The sequence below is a fragment of the Fervidicola ferrireducens genome (assembly GCF_001562425.1).
GTDB classification, from domain to species: domain Bacteria; phylum Bacillota; class Thermosediminibacteria; order Thermosediminibacterales; family Thermosediminibacteraceae; genus Fervidicola; species Fervidicola ferrireducens.
This window is the reverse complement of sequence record NZ_LOED01000034.1, coordinates 1-19,802: the sequence shown is the minus strand read 5'-3', so window position 1 is coordinate 19,802 and position 19,802 is coordinate 1. Positions and strand designations below refer to the sequence as shown.

Below are 19,802 nucleotides of genomic sequence, written 5' to 3'. Positions count from 1 at the left end.
GCTTTGCCAAGATAATCGCCGACGAGGACACGGATAAAATCCTGGGGGCAGCAATTATGGGTCCGAACGCCACGGACCTGGTGCACGAGATAATACCGGCCATAAGCTCTGGAATTCCTGTAAAAGAATTGAGCAAAATTATCCACTCACACCCGACTTTCAGCGAGGCGGTCATGGAAGCCCTGCACGATGTGCACGGCATGTCAATACACAGCGCATGATGGGAGATGGTTGTCATGGCTTACACCATAGGATTTGCGGGCAAGGGAGGCACCGGAAAGACAACACTGGCTGGATTTACCGTAGCTTACCTGGTTGAAAAAAAACTGGGCACTGTGCTGGCGGTGGACGCAGACCCTAACTCCAATCTAAATTCGGTCCTTGGTGTCGAAGTGGAATCTACGCTTGGCGATATAAAAGAAGAAGTTAAAAACAATCAAGAGGGAATTTTCCCCGGAGGAATGACAAGGGCCGAATATATGAATTTCCGGCTGCAGCAGGCCATTGTGGAGGCAAAGGGGTATGACCTTCTCGTTATGGGGAGGCCGGAAGGGAAAGGGTGTTACTGTTTCGCCAATGGCGTGCTGAGGGAAGCTACCGACAGACTTTCTAATTCCTACGATTTTATTGTGATAGATAACGAAGCGGGCCTGGAACATTTGAGCAGGGGCACGACAAGAAAAGTTGACCTCATGTTTGCGGTCAGCGAATGCTCGAAAAGAGGTGTGGAAGCTGCTTATAGAATCAAAGGCCTCATAGAAGAACTAAAACTCGATGTTGGCGAGCTTTTCCTGATAATAAACCGGGTTCCAGAAAAAGGATTTACTGAGGAAATTTTGGATGCAGTAAAACGCTATAATCTTTCTCTTGCCGGAACTGTTCCTCTTGATGAAGAGATCTTCGATTTCGACAACAGGGGAATACCTCTTGTGAAGATCTCCAGAGAGAATAAAGCTTTATCGGCTTACCGTGAAATCCTCGACAATATCCTTCTTCCCAGAATCGAAACAAGAAAAAAGGCCCTGATGGCCTAAAACGGAGGCGAATGGCATGGCGTACAAAAAACCAGTTCAAAAGTTTACAGGTAAGATAAGGGAAGTGACCTTGGGGGAGAACTTGAAGCTGGGAGGTGAATCGGTACTTCCTTTTTATAGTTTTGACGGAGATACTGGTCATAAACCCGCGTTAGGTATGGAGATTTGGGATGTATACCCCGAAAGCTGGCCTGCGACAATCGTAAACGAGCTGGGCGACAAGGCCCGAAAGCCCGCAGAATGGGCAAAGTACGTGGAGGAAAAATACAGCCCTGACTTTATTTGCCTGAGATTAGTCGGAGCGAACCAGGACGCGGGCGATAAAAGCCCTGAGGAATGCGCTTTAGTTGCAAAAGAAGTAGCCGAAGCTGTAAATCTTCCTCTTGTAATAGCGGGATGCGACTCCAACGAGAAAAACGGAAAAATATTTACTAAGGTTGCGGAAGCGCTCCCTGAAAAAAATATCGCCTTTCTTTCGGCGGTGGAGGGCAATTACAAGGAAGTAGGCGCGGCGGTAGGTCTGGCGTACGGCAACATAGTGGTGGCGGAGTCTTCGGTGGACCTTAACCTGGCAAAACAGCTCAACATTCTGTTAATGCAGCTAGGGGTGAAACCCGAAAAGATGCTGATGAATCCAGGATGTTCCGCGGTGGGGTACGGATTCGAGTACGTGGTAACAACCCTGGACAGGATAAGGCTCGCCGCCCTGGACCAGAACGACACCACCCTTCAGATACCGATAATTATGCCGGTCTCCTTCGAAACCTGGAAGGTAAAGGAATCTGTGGCTACGGAGGACGACGTCCCCGAATGGGGCAATCAGGAAGAAAGAGGAATTGCCGTTGAAATTTCTACAGCCGTGGGTGTTCTTGCAGCGGGGGCCAATGCAGTGATTTTGAGGCATCCGAGGTCCCTGCAAGTTCTCAGGGAATTCATCAATTGCTTGATTTAGAAAACAAAAAGGGAGAGATTGAAGATGGCTTTGACCGGAATGGATATATACAAGCTATTGCCTAAGAAAAATTGTAAGGAATGCGGTTTTCCAACGTGTCTTGCTTTCGCGATGAAGCTGGCTCAAGGGGCTGTTGAGGCAGGGAAGTGCCCCTACATCTCCGATGATGCTAAGGCAAGACTTTCGGAAGCAACAGCTCCTCCGATGAGGACTGTAAAATTCGGCGCGGGCGATAAGTGCTATAACCTTGGAGGAGAGACGGTCCTCTTCAGACACGAAAAAACCTTCGTCAATAGGCCCAGGTTTGCCGTTTTATTCTCCGATGCCATGAGCGAAGAGGAAATACAGGGTAAAATAGCTCGCATGAACAAGGTAAATTACGTCAGGATTAACGAAGAAATGTACGTCGAAATAGCGGCCTTGAAGTGCGAAAGCGGTAATAAAGACACCTTTCTTTCCCTTATAAAGAAAGTCAAGGATGGTTGCAAGAAGGCTGTCCCCATGATAATAACGTCCGACCCGGAAATTGCAAGGGCAGCCGTTGAAGAATGCAAGGAGTCAGGCCCGATTCTGTTCGGCGCCGATGAACAAAACTGCGAAGCTATGGTCGAACTGGCGAAGCAACACGGCCTTTTGCTTGGCGTTACAGCACCCGACCAGGAAAAGCTCTACAATCTCGTTCAGAAAATCCAGAACCTGGGTTACCGTGAATTACTGCTTAGCACCGAAAGCGGCACGTTGAAGCAAACTTTCGATGACGTGGTCAATATAAGGCGGACTGCTTTGCTGTCCCAGGACAGAACCTTAGGTTATCCAACATTGGTTTTCGTAAATAAGCTTTCGAAGGATAAAATGATGCAGCTTGCGATGGCCACGCTGTTTGTTGAAAAATACGCATCAGTGATAGTGCTGGATGATATTGATTATTCCCTGGCCTTACCGCTTTTTGCGTTGAGGCAAAACATCTATACCGATCCGCAAAGGCCGATGAAGGTCGAGCAGGGCCTTTACAAGATAGGTTCCGCCGATGAAAATTCGCCGCTTCTTGTGACGGTTGATTTCGCGCTTACGTACTTTATCGTCTCAGGCGAAGTTGAAAGGTCAAAAATACCTAGCTGGATGCTGATTCCAGATGCCGGCGGATATTCGGTGCTTACCGCCTGGGCTTCTGGCAAACTCAGCGGCAAGTCAATAGCAAAAGCGGTAAAAGATTTTGCCGTAGAAGAGAAACTGAAGACCAGGGAGATTGTAATACCGGGAAAGGTGGCGGTGCTGAAAGCCGACATCGAAGACGAACTGCCCGGCTGGAAAGTGGTGGTTGGCCCGGATGAAGCGGCATTGCTGCCCAAGTTCCTCAGAGATTATGCGGACAAAAAGGTGTCCTAAATTAGCGGAGGTGTAGGTATGGCAAGATTTCTTACGATAGGCGAGAGGATTCACGTCATTTCCCCAGTGATAAGGAAGGCCCTCCAGGAAAGGGACCCCGAGCCCATAATAGCAAGGGCTAGGGAGCAAATTGAAGCCGGAGCTCATTACCTGGATGTCAACATAGGGCCTGCCGAGAAAGACGGGGAGGAACTCATGCCGTGGGTAGTGAAGCTCCTGCAGAGCGAATTTCCAAATACGCCGCTTTGCCTTGATACTGCAAATACCAAGGCCATCGAGGCAGGACTCAAGGTGTACGACCCGAAGCCCGGCAAGGCAATTATAAATTCAGCCGACGCCGGCTCGAGGATTGGCATGCTGGAAGTGGCTGCCGAATACGGTGCGATGGTAATAGGATTGTGCGCCAAGGAAGGCATACCGAGGGATAACGAAGAGCGCATAGCTTACTGTACCGAAATTCTCGATAAGGCGATAGCGGTTGGATTGAATCCCGAAGATATACTATTTGACCCTCTGTTCGTCGTGGTAAAGGGAATGCAGGAAAAGCAGCAGGAAGTGCTCGATGCCGTAAGGCAGATTTCGGAAATGGGGCTGAAGACCACCGGCGGTTTGAGCAATGTATCCAACGGATGCCCCAAAGAGATAAGGGGCCTTATCGAGGCGGTATTTTGCTCGATGGCAATTCAGTGCGGGTTGAGTTCCGCCATCATCAACCCTCTAAACAAATTATTGATGGATGTTATTAAGACGGCCGAAGTTATAAAGGGATGGAACCTGTACTGCGATTCTTATCTTGATTTATAAAAATAAAGAAAGGGGTGGCCAATATGGCGCTTTTTGACATTATTTTTGAGGGGTCTAAGCAGGCCCTTGAAGCCGCGAAGGCTGCTGTCGAAGCAGCAATCGAGAAAAAGGGAAGCGACGCCAAGGTGGCATTTCCCGAGACTGCATACGGCCTTCCTGCCATATATGCGGCGACCGGAAAAAAGATAGGAACTCTGGGTGAACTCCGGGATGCCCTTTCCATCGTCGAAAGCCTGATAGTGCCCGAACAAAACCTGGAAAAAGCTTTGAACGCCGGACTTGCTACGGCGCTTTCTGCGGAAATAATTGAGGCGTGCAAATATGCCGTGGAAGAAAAACCTTACAGCGAGCCATGCGTCGGGTTCATTTCCGATGCGGTAATCCGTTCCCTGGGCGTGCCGCTGGTCACCGGAGATATACCTGGTGTAGCGGTTGTAATTGGTGAAGCACCTTCTGCACAAGAAGCAGCTAAAGTCATTAAAGATTACCAGAACAAAGGCCTTCTTGTTTTCTTGGTTGGGAAAATAATCGACCAGGCCTTGGAGGCCAAAGTAAAAATGGGGCTTGAACTCCGCGTTGTGCCCCTGGGGTATGATGTGACTTCCGTAATCCACGTGGTGACTGTTGCAATAAGGGCGGCCCTCATATTCGGCGCTGTACCTCCCGGCAATTTGGAGGAACTATTAAAGTACACCAGAGAAAGAGTGCCGGCTTTCGTAAACGCCCTGGGGAGCTTGAGCGAACTTGTCGTATCCGCCGGTGCAGGTGCCATAGCCCTCGGATTTCCAGTGATTACCGACCAGGATGTGCAGGAAGTGCCCCATTACCTTATAGTGCAAAAGGACTACGACAAAATAGTACCCACTTCTTTGGAGGCCCGGGGCATAAAGATAAAAATAACCGAAGTGCCTATACCCGTAGGATTTGCGGCTGCCTTTGAAGGCGAGAGAGTAAGGAAAGAAGATATGTTCGCAGAATTCGGCGGTGGAAGAACTCCTGCCTGGGAACTGGTAAGGATGCGGGATATGGCGGATGTGGAGGACCATAGGATAGAGGTGATAGGTCCAGACATAGATACCCTCGCCCCCGAAGGCGGAAAGCTGCCTTTAGCGATTCTGGTGGAAGTTGCGGGCAAAAACATGCAGGAAGATTTCGAACCCGTTATCGAACGCCGGATACATTACTTCCTAAACTATATAGAGGGCGTAATGCATATAGGGCAGAGGGATATAATGTGGCTTAGAATCAGCAAATCAACGTACGAAGCCGGTTTCAGGCTGCACCACATAGGAGAAGCGCTGTACGCCAAGATGTTGGATGAGTTTGGCAACATTATTGATAAGGTACAGGTCAAGATTTACACGGACAAAGAAAAGGTAATAAAACTTGCCGAAGAAATTGCAAGGCCGAAATACGAAGCCAGGGATGCAAGACTTGCAGGACTTACCGATGAAAGCGTGGACACCTTCTACTCCTGTCTTTTGTGCCAGTCCTTCGCACCGGCACACGTATGCATAGTGACGCCGGAAAGATTGGGGCTCTGCGGTGCTGTAAGCTGGCTTGACGCCAAGGCCACAAAAGAAATCAATCCTACAGGCCCGTGCCAGCCGATTGTAAAGGGAGAGTGTAAGGACGAGATAAAGGGTTCCTGGGATTCGATAAATAAGGCGGTGCAGGAACTTTCCCACGGAGCCACTAAAGAAGTGAATATCTATTCGATTATGGAAAATCCTATGACTTCCTGCGGTTGTTTCGAGTGTATATGCGGAGTAATGCCCGAAGCCAACGGCGTGATAATAGTAAACAGAGAATATGCGGGAATGACTCCCCTCGGCATGACCTTCGGAGAACTGGCGTCCACCACCGGAGGAGGCGTCCAGACCCCCGGTTTTATGGGCATGGGCAGGCAGTATATAACCAGCAGGAAATTTCTCCTGGCAGAAGGCGGAATAAAGAGGCTGGTTTGGATGCCTAAGGAATTGAAAGAGGCCTTAAGAGAAAAGTTGAATCAAAGGGGCAAGGAAATAGGTTTTGAAAATTTCGCCGATATGATAGCAGACGAAACCGTGGGAACCGACCCCGATTCGGTAGTGGCATTCCTGAACAAAGTAGGTCATCCTGCTTTAACGATGGACCCAATTATGTAGATTGGAGGTTTTGGCTATGAATTTACCATCCGACATCAGGTACCACAAGGAACACACCTGGGCAAGGGTAGAAGGAGATATTGCCGTTGTCGGCATTACCGATTACGCCCAAGAAAAGTTGGGGGAGGTCCTATTCGTGGATCTTCCGGAGGTTGGCGACAGAATCAAAAAGGATGAGGTTTTCGGGAGTATAGAATCTGGTAAGGTTGCATCAGACCTCTATGCTCCGGTGAGCGGAGAGGTGGTAGAGGTAAACGAAGTTCTGGCCGAAAGTCCGGAGCTTGTCAACGAATCCCCCTATGAAAAGGGATGGATGATTAAGGTTAAAATGAGCGACCCGGCCGATTTGGAAGGGCTGATGGATGCTGTTGAATACTCGAAGCTGTTAAAGTAAGCCGTTAAAAAGGTAACCGCCGGGGAAAGGCCCTGTAAAATTCTGCCGATCAGGGTCCGTCCCCGGCGCTATTCTAAATTTGAGAAAAGGTGAAAACATGGATGGATGCAACATACTGTTCAAACCCCAAAACAGGACCGTAAAAGTGAAAATAGGTACTAGTGTACTGGAAGCTGCTCGCAGGGCTGGGATTTTCATCGACGCGCCCTGCGGCGGGAGTGGTCACTGCGGGAAGTGCCGCATAAAGATACTCGAGGGGAATTATTCGTGTGAAAAATCTCCCGCGCTGTCCGATGAAGATTATGAAAGAGGCATACGCCTGGCGTGCCTTACGTACGTCCGGAGCGATATGGTGGTAGAAATTCAGGAAGTTAAAGCGGCAAGCGATGTGCTGGTGGAGGATTTAGCTCCCGGCGAAGAGGAAGAGGGATGGATAAAAAAGGCCCGAAGGACGCTCGAAGATTCGGGGATGACAATCAAAAGCGGGTTTGAAAAAATAAAGCTTACTCTTAACCCTCCGACGCTAGACGACAACATCCCGGACTGGGAACGCCTTTGCAGAGGACTTGAAAAAAGACTAGGCTTTGCATCTTATAAGTGTTCTCTAGATTTGCTAAAGAAGCTGCCGGGAACTCTCAGGCGGAATGGTTTTGAAATAAACGTTGTACTGCAAGGAGAAAAGGACGAATATGAGATAATAGATATTAGAGGTTCTGACGAGGATAAACCCCTTTACGGAATATGCGTTGACGTGGGGACGACTACTGTGGCGGCGAATCTGGTGGAACTCGAGACGGGAAAAATAAAGGAGTCGGCGTGTGCCGGCAATTTGCAGATTCAGTACGGGGCCGACGTCATCAGTCGAATCATTTATTCGACAAGAGAAGGTGGTCTTTCAACTCTAAAACGTGCAATCATCGACGGCACGATAAACCGTCTTGTTGAAGAAATGACTGCAAGAAGCGGCTTAAATCCTGAAGATATAGTTTTCGGAGTTTTTGCCGGCAACACCACGATGGCCCATCTTCTTCTCGGGGTGGAAGCGGAAAACATACGGCTGGAACCTTATATACCGGCATTCAGAAACCACCCGCCGCTCAAAGCAAGGGAAGTGGGAATTCGTATAAATCCCGATGCGCCAGTGTTTATAGTTCCGGGGGTGGCAAGTTATGTCGGAGGAGATATTGTTGCAGGAGTGCTGGCGGCCGGTATTTGGGACAGCGATGAGAAGGTGCTTTTTATTGACCTTGGCACCAACGGCGAGCTGGTTTTCGGAAACCGTGAAGTTATGGTGGCTTGTGCGTGTTCTGCGGGTCCTGCTTTTGAAGGGGGAGAGATGAGCTGCGGCATGAGAGCTATGCGGGGGGCCATAGATGAAGTGACGATAGACGCAAGGACGTTGGAACCCTCCTACGGCGTGATAGGAGGCGGCAAACCCCGAGGAATTTGCGGTTCGGGCTTTATAGACCTTATAGCGTCTATGTTTTTAAGCGGAATAATAAGCCCGAGAGGCAAGATAAATGCCAATTTTAACTCCGGAAGGATAAGATTTAATGAAAATTTACAGGTTTATGAGTACGTTGTAGCTTTTAAGGATGAAACTGAAGACGGGCGCGATATAACGATAAACGAAATCGACCTGGACAACTTCATCAGGGCAAAGGGAGCGGTGTACGCAGGAATAAAAACCCTGCTCAATACCCTGGCTATGGATACAAGGGACATCGAGAAAATAATAATAGCCGGTGGTATAGGCAGAAGGCTTGATATAAAGAATTCAATAGCTATAGGCCTATTGCCGGAATTGGAAGAGGAAAAATTCACTTATATAGGCAACAGTTCCCTCAAAGGAGCTTACCTTTGCCTTATAAGCGATGACGCCAGGAAAAAAGCGAGACAAATTGCAGAATCGATAACTTATGTGGAACTCAGCGCCTTTCCGGCTTATATGGAAGAATTCACGGCGGCTTGTTTTCTGCCTCATACGGACGCCAGACTTTTTCCTTCCAGCAAAAAGAAAAAAACTTTTTCTCTTCGGGGTATTGACAGGGAGGGCAAAGGCATGTAAAATTTATAAGTGGAAAGTGAAGAATAAAAGATTTCGGTGGCCATGGCGGAGGGGAAACACCGGTTCCCATTCCGAACACACAGGTTAAGCCCTCCAGCGCCGATGGTACTGGGGAGTATTCCCCGGGAGAGTAGGACGCTGCCGAAATCTTAAAATATGGCGTTCCTCGATAGCTCAGCGGTAGAGCATCCGGCTGTTAACCGGAGGGTCGTAGGTTCGAATCCTACTCGAGGAGCCAATTTTTAAATTGCAGGGATGGTGGAACTGGCAGACACGCTACTTTGAGGGGGTAGTGGAGGTTCGCTCCGTGCGGGTTCAAATCCCGCTCCCTGCACCAAGAAGGTCACGGTTTTCGAGGATTTTTCGAAAACCGTTTTTTATTTTTTATTTGAGGTCATTTTAAACTTTGTCATGGTGATAATTATGTTGAACAAAAAAGAAAAAATCAAGGATTATGCGAGGAAAATAGGGTTCGATAAAATAGGCTTTGCGAGTGCCGAACCTTTTTGGGAAGAGAAAGAGATATTGATGGAAAGGAAAAGGGCTGGACTTTTTTCGTCCTTCGAAGAGAGTGACATTGAGCTCAGGTGCCATCCGGAAAAGCATCTTCCCGGGGCAAAGACGATTATTTGCTTTGCTGTGAGCTATTTTTTTGAAAAAGAGGATGTTCCCGGAGAAAATTCGTCAGAACCTCTTGGAATAATATCAAAATATGCTTTACTGCGTGATTATCACGATGTGCTTTTTCAAAAATTGAAGTTAATGGCCGATTTTATCTATTCCATGTGGGGGGCCAAATCAAAAATATTCGTCGATTCAGGAGGCCTTTTGGAAAGGGCGGCTGCCCGGCGGGCAGGGATAGGCTGGATTGGTCAGAATACGTGTCTTTTTACCGAGGAGTTCGGTTCCTGGGTTTTTTTAGGCGAGTTGATAACCAACCTGGAAATAGAACCGGACATGCCTTGCCGTAACCTGTGCGATAACTGCGGCAAGTGTGTAAAGGCCTGTCCGACGGGAGCTTTAGAAGAGCCGTATCGACTGAATCCTTTCCGCTGCCTTTCTTATATTACCCAAATGAGAGGGGCGATTCCGGAAGAATTTCGAGGAAATTTGGGCTTGAGGCTGTTTGGCTGCGATACCTGTCAGGAAGCATGTCCCAAGAATAAAAAAATTATCCTTGTTAACCATGAAGAGTTTATGCTGGACTATCAAATAGAAAGGCGTCTTACTAAATTGATTTTTATGAATAACGTGGAATTCGAGAAAAACTTTAAGCTGACCCCCATCGCCTGGCGCGGCAGGAACGTGTTGCGCAGAAATGCAACGGTTGCTTTGGCAAATACCGGAGTCGGGTATAAAAAATACTTCGAAAAACTTCTCTCCGACCCTTCGCCCGTAATAAGGGAACACGCGATGTGGGCCTTGAAAAGATAAAAGGCAGTCAAAAGACTGCCTCGTTTTACTGCGGTTTATACCATCCTTTTTGAAGCATGTAATCAAAAACCATTTTTGCATTCTGCTGCTCTTCGTCCTGAATCTGGCGGAGGGCATTCCTGACAGCTTCGTTGGTGCATTCCATAATTGCCGTTTCGTAGACGCCCGACAGGTATTTCATAGTCATGAGCACGTCGTTCATAACATCTTTGTCCGCAATAGTAACTGTTTGATGCATAAAAAACCGCACCTCCTTTTAAATTTAATAGGATGGGGGCTGAATTCCCGCTTGGTTGAGGAGATTTGTGATTGTGTCTATATGGTGCTGTCCCCTGGTAGCTAGATTCCTGAGCATGTTCGCTATTTGGGGGTCCTGCACCTGGCCGGCGTAAAAATTGCACTTTGTAACACTTACCCTTTCATGGTTCAGCGTATCTTGCAAGTATAGCTTTTCTTTTTGAGTCAATTGCACGACTACCACCTCCACGTTTATTTTTTCCCCCGTATTTTTTTATATTCGTGGGTAAAAATAGCTTTTGAAGTTGAATTGTAATCTTTTATTTAATAAAATTGACTTAGGGTGAAAATAATGGAAGTTAAATATAAAGTGTGGATAGAACATGATGGAAAACAGGTTTTTGGTGAAGGAATTTATAGGCTCTTGCAGCTAGTGGAAAGATACGGTTCCATCAATCGGGCTGCTCAGGCTCAAAATATGTCCTACAGGCAAGCGTGGGGGAAAATAAAGGTTATAGAAAAAAGATTGGGGATCAAACTTTTGGAGAGGCACAAAGGAGGAGAATACGGAGGCGGAGCGGTTTTGACGGAAAAGGCAAAAGAAATAATGAAACGGTACGGGGAATTAGTTGACAAAATAGACGAACATATAAAGGAGTGGTCGCACGGTGGAAATGAAAGAGGTTTACCTGGATAATAGCGCTACCACAAAAGTAGCGAAAGAAGCCGTCGATGCGATGGTGCATGCTTTGACGGTAGCTTTTGGGAATCCTTCTTCTCTTCACCGAAAAGGTATGGAAGCTGAAAAAATAGTCAATAAGGCCAGGGAAAAATTGGCTTTGTTTTTAGGTGTGAAAGCAAGGGAGATTTATTTTACATCCGGCGGCACTGAATCCAACAATCTGGCGATAAAGGGAGCGGCTTACGCCAGAAGGCGATATGGAAAGCACCTTATAACCACATCGATAGAACATCCTTCTGTGCTGGAAGTATTTAAACAATTGGAAGAAGAGGGTTTTTCCGTTACTTATCTTGACGTGGATGAAAAGGGGCATATAAATTTAGAAGAATTAAAACAGGCGATAAAACCCGATACCGTAGTTGTAAGCATTATGTACGTAAACAACGAAGTTGGATCAATACAGCCAATCCAGGACGCCGCAAAAATTATATCGCAAAACAAAAATACCCTTTTTCATGTGGACGCAGTCCAGGCTTTTGGAAAGATTTCGCTAATCCCTAATCTTTCCGGCGTACATCTCTTGTCGTTGAGCGCCCACAAGATATACGGACCCAAGGGAGTGGGAGCGCTGTTTGTCAGGGAAGGGACGAAAATAACGCCCTTATTTAACGGCGGAGGTCAGGAAGAAGGGTTGCGTTCAGGGACGGAAAACGTCCCGGGAATAGCAGGTTTTTCGGCGGCGGCGGAACTTGTATTTAAAAATTTTGGTGCTTGGCAGGCGAAGATGAGAGAATTAAAGGAGAGGTTGAAGACGGGGATTCTTTCAGAAATACCGGATACGGTATTAAATGGGCCGGATGATGGTGCGCCGCATATTCTTAATATATCCTTTCTCGGAACGAAAGCGGAGGTCCTTCTTCACGCGTTAGAATCGCACGGTATATATGTATCTACTGGGTCGGCTTGTTCGTCGCATAAGAACGCAAGAAGTCATGTGCTCGCAGCTATGGGCAAGACCGCTGAAGAGATTGAAGGTGCCATTCGTTTTAGCTTATCGCCGTTCCTTTCTATTGAAGATATTGATTATACAGTGGAAATTCTAAAAAAAGAAGTGAACGAATTAAGAAAATACGTTCGGAGGTAGACGATGGAAAGCATTTACCTTTTGAGCTTCGGAGAAATTGGGTTAAAGGGAGAGAACCGCCCGTTTTTCGAGCGCATTTTGATAAAAAGGATAAAACAGGCCCTCGAAGGGTTTGAAGGGTTGGATGTAACGAAAACCCACGGGAGAATATACGTGAGGGTAGCGGGACCACAGGATGAAGTGATAGAAAGGCTAAAAAAGGTTTTCGGGATTGTAGCTATAAGTCCTGCAAAAAGCTGTGACCTGGACATAGAGTCAATCAAAAGTGCTGCCCTAGAAGCTGTTAAAGAAGTCGATTACAAAGGTAAGACCTTTAAAGTAGAAAGCAGAAGGACCAACAAGTCTTTTCCGATTAAATCTCCGGATATAAGCCGTATGGTGGGTGCTCATATTCTGAAAAACTTAAAAGGACTAAGCGTAGATGTCCATAATCCGGACATTGAAGTCAATGTAGAAGTAAGAGAAAAAGGGTTTGTCTATTGCAAAAGAATCCCGGGTCCCGGAGGCCTTCCTGTGGGGTCGAACGGGAAGGCTCTACTTTTGCTGTCCGGCGGAATTGACAGCCCGGTCGCGGGATACATGGTGATGAAACGGGGAGTTGCGATAGAAGCGGTTTACTTTCACAGCTTTCCATTCACCAGCGATAGGGCCAAAGAAAAGGTTATTGAATTGTGCCGGGTTCTTGCAGGATATTGCGGCAAAATCCGCCTCCATGTGGTAAATTTTACTGATGTCCTCAAAGAATTGGGAGAAAAGGGTCCCAACGAACTTTTGACAATATTGATGAGACGGATGATGGTTAGAATTTCCCAGGAAATAGCAACCAAAATCGGTGCAAAGGCTTTGATAACCGGCGAAAGCATAGGGCAGGTGGCCAGCCAAACCATGGAAGCTTTGGTGGCTACTAATGAGGTGGCAAAACTCCCGGTATTCAGGCCCCTTATAGGCTTCGATAAAGTGGAAATAATTGAACTCGCCAAAAAAATCGGCACCTACGACATTTCGATTGAGCCGTATGCCGACTGTTGTTCCATATTTGTCCCCGAACATCCAAAAACTAGGCCGAAACTGGACGATGTCCATAAGGCGGAAGAAAGGTTCGACATTGAAGGATTCCTCCGGATGAGTTTGGATAATGTTGAAGTAATAGAAGTAACGGGGTCTTATTAGTACGGGCGGTGATGGAAAGCTACAGGAGGAAAAAGGGATGAAGATATTGTTGGTGGGTATAAATGCGAAATACGTCCATACGAACCTTGCGATTAGAAATATCGCTGCTTTCTTCGGCGGTGGAGACATCGAAATTTTCGAAGGCACAATAAACGACAATATGGATGATATATTGGACGAAATTATTTTAAGACAGCCCGACCTCGTGGCTTTCTCATGTTATATCTGGAATATTGAAGATGTACATTATTTGGCGGAAAACCTGAAGAAGGTAAAACCGGGAGTTGTGGTAGTCTTCGGCGGCCCGGAGGTTTCATACGATGCCGGTGAAGTTTTAAAAGGATGCGACTATGTGGATTTCATCATCGTCGGAGAAGGGGAACTTTCCTTTAAAAAGCTTATAGATGCTATGCTCGGTTGCCTTTCTTTTGAGGAGGTTCCCGGATTAGCCTACCGCAGGGATGGCGGAATACATATCAATGAAAAAGGTCCATTTGTATCGTTGGATGGAATACCTTTTTCGTACGGTGAAAGTGAAGATTTAAAAAACAGGATGGTATACTACGAGACGTCCCGGGGCTGCCCTTTTAGATGCGCTTTTTGCCTTTCATCATTAGATTCAGCCGTGAGGGTGGCAAGTCTCGATAAAGTAGAAAAAGACCTTGCTTTTTTTGTAGGTAAAAATGTCCCTCTGGTAAAATTGGTGGACCGTTCCTTTAACTGCAATACCGAAAGAGCGGTAGCAATTTTAAATATAATAAAACGATTGGGCGGTGATACGGTCTTTCACTGTGAAGTAAATCCGGAGCTTGTCAACGACAGATTTTTAGAAGCTCTTGAGGGGATTGAAGAAAGGCTCTGGTTTGAAGTCGGAATACAAACGACCAATCCCGTAAGCTTAAGGGAAATTTCCAGGAATCCCGATTTTAAGAAAGCTCTAAAGGGAGTCGAACTTTTAAAAAAAGCAGGGATAAAGCTCCACGTTGATTTAATTGCGGGCCTTCCTTATGACGATTTTGAAAGTTTCAGCGAGGCTTTTGATGATGTGTACCGGCTTGAACCCGATGAAATTCAATTGGGGTTTTTGAAACTTTTGAAAGGCACTGTTCTGAGGGAGAAGGCGGACGAGTACGGCATAGTTTATCGGTCTTGCGCTCCTTATGAAATCCTCTACAATCGGTGGATTAGTTATGAAGAACTATGTGTGCTGAAAGGTATCGCAAAGCTGGTCGATAAGTACTACAATACCGGCCGTTTTAAATTTACATTAGGCTACCTTGCGAAAACCTTTAAAAGGCCTTTTGATTTTTATTATGAGATGTACAGGTACTGGCGGGGAAAAGGCCTTTTCAGAAAAGAACTTTCGCTAAAATCGCTATACGATTACTTTGAGGATTTTTCAAAAACCTTGAACGTGGAAGAAAAGCTCGTAAGAGACCTTATTAAATTTGACTTTTTGTATTCCGGCGGTAAGGGTTCCGTTCCCGATTGTGTAGATCTAGAAGAGGACCGGAAACTTAAAGATAAAGTGAGGTTGATTTTGAGCGACCGGCATTGGCTGGAACGGAATTTACCTGAAGTCAAAAATTTATCCGGGAGGGAACTGTGGAAGAAAATTGCATACGGAATTTTCGGTCACGACTTGACGACAGATTTAAGCCAAAGGGAAACCGGGATTATTTTTTTCTACGATAAAAGAAAAACCCGTTATGCAAAATTTGAGCCGTAGCCGGAAAGCTCTTTTTCTCACATCAGCCTGCTCAGAAGAAAAGCAGCTAGAAATCCGGCAAGTAGTCCTATATTGTCGATTTCATCGCCTATTTGGTGAGCTTTTGGAATCATATCAGTACCCGTCATAAAAAGGATTGAACCGCCGGAAAAGGCCATTATCATTCCGAGCCAGGTTTGTCCTATGCCCTTGAGCAAATAGTACCCGCTCAAAGCTGCGAAAGGGTCAAGCAGAGCGATTAATCCGGCTAAAGTCATCGCGGCCTTAGATGAAAATTTGCCTTCTCTTATTAGTTCGGAAGTGGATGAGATGCCCTCCGGGATATTGTGTAAAAAAATCGAAAGCGCAAGCACTATGCCCAGCCTCCCTGTATCGCTTGCGAACCCTATGCCCATGCTGAGGGCTTCGGGGAGGTCATCTAATGCAGTTCCCAGGATAAAGCCCATTCCGGGGGTAATTCTTTTTATGAGAAATCTTTCTAAAGCATAAAACACGATTCCTCCTGCGAGAAAAGCCGCAGATGTGAGTACCGGCCCCGAATGGCGGTATGCTTCGTGCATTAGAGAATAAGATAATACCGAAATTAGCACCCCCGAACCGAAAGTAAGTACAAAGGCAAAGATTTTATCCGGAATTTTTTTCGTCCCCAAAAAGCCGCCTAGTATTACTGCTAGGCCGGAGAGGGAGCTGTATAAAAAAATCTTAAAAAAAATATCCATAAAAACTCACCTCCTATGGAGGATTTAAAAGGATAAACGGTGAATTTAATAATGAGAAGCGAAGCGGAGCATTTTTAGACATATTAAAAAGGTTATATAAAAATATGGGGGGTTTGTTTTGCCGTACTCTATCTGTCCTTACTGCTTAAAAAGGTCTTATTCTGCAGCGGATCTAAGAGTATGGATATGCCCTTATTGCGGCAGGGAAGTAGTGGAAAAGGAAATATCTAACGAAAAAGGGGATATAGAAGATGTAAAAGAAGAGCAAGGTTAAGACCTTGCTCTTTCTTATTATAACCAAAAGGGCAGCGCTCTAAAACGCCGCCCTTCTCTACCATACTGTTGGCCTTTTATAATGTTTGTCCATTTTTAGAACATAGGATGCTACGTTAAAGGCGTGGTCTCCGATGCGTTCAAGATTGCTTATTAAATCCAGGTAAATGACTCCCGAACTTGGATTGCATTTTCCTTCGTTGAGTCTTTTTATGTGGTTTTCTCTTAGTTTCCGGTCCATGGAGTCTATTTTATCTTCGTTTTGAACTACTTTGGCTGCAAGTTTTGGGTCAAATTCAAGAAAAGCTTTGACCGCATTGGAGAAACTTTCTTCCACCTGGGTTGCCATTTCCGTGAGCTCTTTCAAAGCTTCATCGGTAAAGGGAAGGCTGTGTTCTTCTTTGTATTCGGCAAGTTCCAGTATATTCACGTCATGATCGCCAACCCTCTCCATATCGTTTATGGCGTTGATCATATCTGCAATTGCTCTGGATTCGTCTGAAGCAAGGGGCTTTTGCGAAAGCAGCGCAACGTATCTTGTAATTTCCCGGGCTAAATCATTTATTACTACTTCCCTTTCCCTGAGGGTCTTGGCTTCTTTCTCGCTGAAATTCATAAAGAGCTTAATGCCCTCTTGCAGGTTTTTCAACGCCAATTCGCCCATGCGAGCGATTTCCTTTTTTGCCTGCGTTAAAGCAAAAACAGGAGTTTCCAAAAATCTTTCGTCTATATATTTTGTCCCCTTTTCTATGACCTCAACTTTTCCTGGTATCAAGTACGTTGCTATCTTTACGAGTAGTGCCGCAAAAGGCAGCTGTATTGCGGTATTTATCACGTTAAAGAAGGTGTGGGCATTTGCAATCTGTCTTACAGGATCCGTTGAAGTGTGAACAACAAACATTTGGAAAAAGGGTAATATCAGCATAAATATTATCGTGCCTATTATGTTGAAAAGCAAATGAAGAAGTGCAGCTCTTTTAGCTGTGACATTAGTTCCTATGCTTGAAAGCAAGGCCGTTACGCATGTGCCGATGTTATCCCCAAACAGAATGGGTAAAGCTACGGAAATGTCTACTATACCTTGTGCGGCCAAAGCCTGGAGGATACCTATGGTAGCACTGCTGCTTTGAATTATGCCCGTTGTTATGAATCCTGCAAGAACGCCCAATATAGGGGTTTTACCAAAATTCGTCATGAAATTCACAAATTCGGGCATCTTGGATAGCGGCTTTAACGCAACTTCCATCGTTTGCATTCCAAAGAACAACAGGCCGAAGCCGAGGATGACTTGTCCTATAAATTTTTGGCGTTTGCTTTTAGAGAATAAATGAACTGCGGTCCCTAATCCGATGGCGGGTAGGGCTACTTTTGTTAGTTTAAAGGCGATGAGCTGAGCAGTCATGGTTGTACCTATATTGGCTCCCATGATAACGCCGATGGCCTGCATGAGGTCCATTATACCTGCATTGACAAGTCCTACTACCATTACTGTGGTGGCACTGCTGCTTTGTATGATTGCGGTCACTATGGTTCCCGTGAGAACGCCTATCAACCTGTTTCTGGTAAAGTATTCTAATATAATCCGTAGCCTGTTTCCTGCCGCTCTTTCTAGGCCCTCTCCCATGAGCTTCATTCCGTAAATGAAAAGTCCAAGACCCCCGACAAGTGTAAATGAATTCTCTAAATTCAAACACATCCTCTCCCGTTTTATATGTTGTTGCCAAAGTAATTATAGCACACCGCCGGACTTTTTAAAACTAAATTCGCATAAATCAAAATAAATCATCAGGGGTTTTCATAGACCCCTGTTGTAAAGTTTTTTCTTTTTTCGCGGGAAAAGTCCTATTATTTTAATTCCGTCTTTTGCAAAGTCCACCAAGCTACTTATAACGAAGCCTATCCCAGCACCTAGCAAAATGCTATAAGCGAAGGAATCCCCCTTGTTCAGTAAAAGTTCCAGATTAAGACCAAGAGAAGCCGGAATTCCTATAATTGGCCGAAGAGTAGGTAAATAGTCCGTATAGTACGGAATCCAGGAAATCAAGCTCCAGATAATTCCTAAAGTAACTCCTCTTTTTTGATTTTTTGAAATCATAAACACCTCTCCTGTTTGGGGTTTCAATAAATTGTATTCTTAAAATCTTGTCATTTATTCAAAATATATTTTGCTTCCATGACAATTTTATTAAGAATTGTAGTCTAGACAACAGAATTAATCCTTAATTTTTTTAATAATATTGATAAAAAAGGAACGGGAGGTTTGCAGCAGCTTTAAGAAACTATCCTGATAATTAACTGTACTTAACTATTCTGCTACCATAAAAGTATGGAACTCTTATCTATTAGAGAAGTAAGAGATTCGACTACACCCGAATAAGCTGCAAGTATGGGGAATGGGGTCTGTTCAGACCCGTGCGTCTGCCCAGCGGTAAGTGGAGATACCAGACTTGTCCAAGATTTGCTGGCTGTAGTGACTTCCTTTTCAGCCCGGCTGTATGGTGCGAGGGGTGGCAGGAAAATCCTGCAAGGCTTTCGGGAGCTGATAATGGATGCCGAAGAAACACAAAAAGGACAAATTTAGCATGACAGTTTGCGGAGAGTTCTTTCCGGAAGTTTACCCGGCCTTCCGCTCACAAAAATGGGGCCGTGGAGAGGAAGACCCTCTTGAGACGGAGATGCGCCTTTTCTGCGCTTGCCAGCGTTGGGCCTTCAACCGGCTATTAGAGGGTGCATCCCGAGATGAAATAGAGAAATTGGGGCAAAAACTATTCGGAATCAACTCCCGGTATGTGGACGACGCCAGGCTTAAGGCACAGGCCGTGCTGGACTCCCAAAAAGAGCTGCTGCAGCTGGAGATTGAGGAGACGGAAAACAAGCTACGCCGGGCGAGGAAGAAACTCGGCCTTGCTATGAAGAAGCTAGCGAAGGCAGAAGAAAAAAGCTATGTCCCACACGTTGTTGAAAAACTCCGCCTGGTGGTCAAGGGACGGAACAACCGGGTAGCATCTCTAGAGAAGAAGCTGGCCGAGCTTGAGGCTTACCGGGAGAATGGCACGATACCAAAGGTAGTCTTTGGCGGCAGAAAGCTATGGGAAAAGGTCTGCAAGGGGCGGGCCACGCTGGAGGAGTGGCGAGCATCCCGCAAAAACCGCCTTTACTCCCGGGGAGACGAGACAAAGGGCGGTAACCCTAACATTAAGGTATCCTTTGACGGGCAAGAATTCCGCTTGGCTGTCTCCATATCCCACCTTTCCCAACAGACAGGCACGGATAAACTTGGCCGCCCGAAGATGAGCCGTGCCCGAGGGTGGAGGGCATGTTGTGGCTTCCGGAGAAGCACCGGGACCTGGTGCGGATATGGCTAGCTATGAAGCTGCCCTACACAGTAGAGCTGGTCCGCACCCCGGAGGACCGCTATATAGCGCATCTGACGTTCGATTTGGGCGGGATGAAGGAACCCGATTTTACTAAAGGTTGTTTAGCCCTGGACATCAATCCTGACGGCGTGGCCTTATGCAATGTAAACGCCTCAGGCCAGCCGGAGCCGTGGCCGGAAGGGTTCAGCGTTCCCTCCCCCGGCAACCTGGGCAAGTATGAGGGAGAGTTTCAGGTTATCACTTACCCGAACG

At 46.2% G+C, this 19,802-nt stretch carries 18 protein-coding genes, 2 tRNA genes, 1 rRNA gene and 2 pseudogenes; 19 read left to right on the top strand and 4 right to left on the bottom strand.

All coding sequences use genetic code 11. From position 1 onward, the window contains the following. The 12 genes and pseudogenes from AN618_RS10385 to queG form a co-directional block, all read left to right on the top strand. A pseudogene (locus AN618_RS10385) lies at window positions 1–221 on the top strand (dihydrolipoyl dehydrogenase); the annotation flags it as partial. A gap of 15 nt (window positions 222–236) precedes the next feature. Continuing rightward, window positions 237–1,034 (top strand): ATP-binding protein, encoded by a 798-nt coding sequence (locus AN618_RS10380; protein WP_066354711.1) that lies wholly within the window; start codon window positions 237–239, stop codon window positions 1,032–1,034. 16 nt (window positions 1,035–1,050) lie between these two features. Continuing rightward, window positions 1,051–1,986, top strand: coding sequence for an acetyl-CoA decarbonylase/synthase complex subunit delta (acsD, locus tag AN618_RS10375; protein ID WP_066354709.1), 936 nt, complete (start codon window positions 1,051–1,053; stop codon window positions 1,984–1,986). Between the two features lie 24 nt (window positions 1,987–2,010). Then, window positions 2,011–3,372, top strand: a complete 1,362-nt coding sequence (acsC, locus tag AN618_RS10370) for an acetyl-CoA decarbonylase/synthase complex subunit gamma (protein ID WP_066354706.1) — start codon at window positions 2,011–2,013, stop codon at window positions 3,370–3,372. 18 nt (window positions 3,373–3,390) lie between these two features. Next, window positions 3,391–4,176 carry a carbon monoxide dehydrogenase/acetyl-CoA synthase methytransferase subunit gene (gene acsE / locus AN618_RS10365; RefSeq protein ID WP_066354702.1) on the top strand — a complete coding sequence of 262 codons (786 nt, stop codon included), beginning with the start codon at window positions 3,391–3,393 and terminating at the stop codon, window positions 4,174–4,176. Window positions 4,177–4,199: 23 nt separating this feature from the next. Beyond that, the gene (gene acsB / locus AN618_RS10360; protein WP_066354700.1) at window positions 4,200–6,323 is read left to right on the top strand and encodes an acetyl-CoA decarbonylase/synthase complex subunit alpha/beta; all 2,124 of its coding nucleotides are present in this window, start codon (window positions 4,200–4,202) and stop codon (window positions 6,321–6,323) included. Window positions 6,324–6,339: 16 nt separating this feature from the next. Next, the gene (gene gcvH, locus AN618_RS10355; RefSeq protein WP_066354698.1) at window positions 6,340–6,717 is read left to right on the top strand and encodes a glycine cleavage system protein GcvH; all 378 of its coding nucleotides are present in this window, start codon (window positions 6,340–6,342) and stop codon (window positions 6,715–6,717) included. 97 nt (window positions 6,718–6,814) lie between these two features. Then, window positions 6,815–8,785 carry a corrinoid activation/regeneration protein AcsV gene (acsV, locus tag AN618_RS10350; protein ID WP_066354697.1) on the top strand — a complete coding sequence of 657 codons (1,971 nt, stop codon included), beginning with the start codon at window positions 6,815–6,817 and terminating at the stop codon, window positions 8,783–8,785. 32 nt (window positions 8,786–8,817) lie between these two features. Further along, window positions 8,818–8,932 (top strand): 5S ribosomal RNA (gene rrf / locus AN618_RS10345). Window positions 8,933–8,948: 16 nt separating this feature from the next. Beyond that, a tRNA-Asn gene (locus AN618_RS10340) sits at window positions 8,949–9,023 on the top strand. An 11-nt stretch (window positions 9,024–9,034) separates the two neighbouring features. Beyond that, window positions 9,035–9,122: transfer RNA gene (locus AN618_RS10335), tRNA-Leu, on the top strand. A gap of 74 nt (window positions 9,123–9,196) precedes the next feature. Next, the gene (gene queG, locus AN618_RS10330) at window positions 9,197–10,219 is read left to right on the top strand and encodes a tRNA epoxyqueuosine(34) reductase QueG (RefSeq protein WP_245628499.1); all 1,023 of its coding nucleotides are present in this window, start codon (window positions 9,197–9,199) and stop codon (window positions 10,217–10,219) included. Window positions 10,220–10,244: 25 nt separating this feature from the next. Here queG and AN618_RS10325 read toward each other — a convergent pair whose 3' ends face one another. After that, window positions 10,245–10,457, bottom strand: a complete 213-nt coding sequence (locus AN618_RS10325; protein WP_066354696.1) for a spore coat protein — start codon at window positions 10,455–10,457, stop codon at window positions 10,245–10,247. Between the two features lie 351 nt (window positions 10,458–10,808). Here AN618_RS10325 and AN618_RS10315 point away from each other — a divergent pair, with 351 nt between their 5' ends. The 4 genes from AN618_RS10315 to AN618_RS10300 are packed head-to-tail and all read left to right on the top strand — an operon-like array spanning window position 10,809 to window position 15,181. Then, window positions 10,809–11,153: a winged helix-turn-helix domain-containing protein gene (locus AN618_RS10315; protein ID WP_066354693.1), complete on the top strand. Its 345-nt coding sequence runs from the start codon at window positions 10,809–10,811 to the stop codon at window positions 11,151–11,153. Next, on the top strand, window positions 11,131–12,282 hold the full coding sequence (locus tag AN618_RS10310) for a cysteine desulfurase family protein (RefSeq protein WP_066354714.1): 1,152 nt from the start codon (window positions 11,131–11,133) through the stop codon (window positions 12,280–12,282). Before AN618_RS10315 ends, AN618_RS10310 begins: the two co-directional genes overlap by 23 nt. A 3-nt stretch (window positions 12,283–12,285) precedes the next feature. Beyond that, window positions 12,286–13,452 (top strand): tRNA uracil 4-sulfurtransferase ThiI, encoded by a 1,167-nt coding sequence (gene thiI, locus AN618_RS10305; RefSeq protein WP_066354690.1) that lies wholly within the window; start codon window positions 12,286–12,288, stop codon window positions 13,450–13,452. Between the two features lie 37 nt (window positions 13,453–13,489). Then, window positions 13,490–15,181 (top strand): B12-binding domain-containing radical SAM protein, encoded by a 1,692-nt coding sequence (locus AN618_RS10300; protein ID WP_066354688.1) that lies wholly within the window; start codon window positions 13,490–13,492, stop codon window positions 15,179–15,181. Between the two features lie 17 nt (window positions 15,182–15,198). Here AN618_RS10300 and AN618_RS10295 read toward each other — a convergent pair whose 3' ends face one another. Then, window positions 15,199–15,900 (bottom strand): ZIP family metal transporter, encoded by a 702-nt coding sequence (locus AN618_RS10295; RefSeq protein WP_066354686.1) that lies wholly within the window; start codon window positions 15,898–15,900, stop codon window positions 15,199–15,201. A gap of 118 nt (window positions 15,901–16,018) precedes the next feature. Between AN618_RS10295 and AN618_RS13165 the strand changes: the two genes are divergently transcribed. Then, a complete protein-coding gene (locus AN618_RS13165; protein ID WP_157081714.1) occupies window positions 16,019–16,174 on the top strand; it encodes a hypothetical protein in 156 nt (51 codons plus the stop codon). A 57-nt stretch (window positions 16,175–16,231) separates the two neighbouring features. On the opposite strand, the gene AN618_RS10290 is transcribed toward AN618_RS13165, so the two are convergent. Both AN618_RS10290 and AN618_RS10285 read right to left on the bottom strand, forming a co-directional pair. Beyond that, window positions 16,232–17,863, bottom strand: a complete 1,632-nt coding sequence (locus AN618_RS10290; RefSeq protein WP_066354684.1) for a Na/Pi cotransporter family protein — start codon at window positions 17,861–17,863, stop codon at window positions 16,232–16,234. 105 nt (window positions 17,864–17,968) lie between these two features. Next, window positions 17,969–18,268 (bottom strand): hypothetical protein, encoded by a 300-nt coding sequence (locus AN618_RS10285; protein ID WP_066354679.1) that lies wholly within the window; start codon window positions 18,266–18,268, stop codon window positions 17,969–17,971. 291 nt (window positions 18,269–18,559) lie between these two features. Between AN618_RS10285 and AN618_RS12820 the strand changes: the two genes are divergently transcribed. Continuing rightward, complete coding sequence (locus AN618_RS12820; protein WP_157081713.1) at window positions 18,560–18,754, top strand: hypothetical protein; 195 nt, start codon at window positions 18,560–18,562, stop codon at window positions 18,752–18,754. Further along, window positions 18,723–19,802 (top strand): annotated as a pseudogene (locus AN618_RS10280) (IS200/IS605 family accessory protein TnpB-related protein); the annotation flags it as partial. The gene AN618_RS12820 and the pseudogene AN618_RS10280, both read left to right, overlap by 32 nt.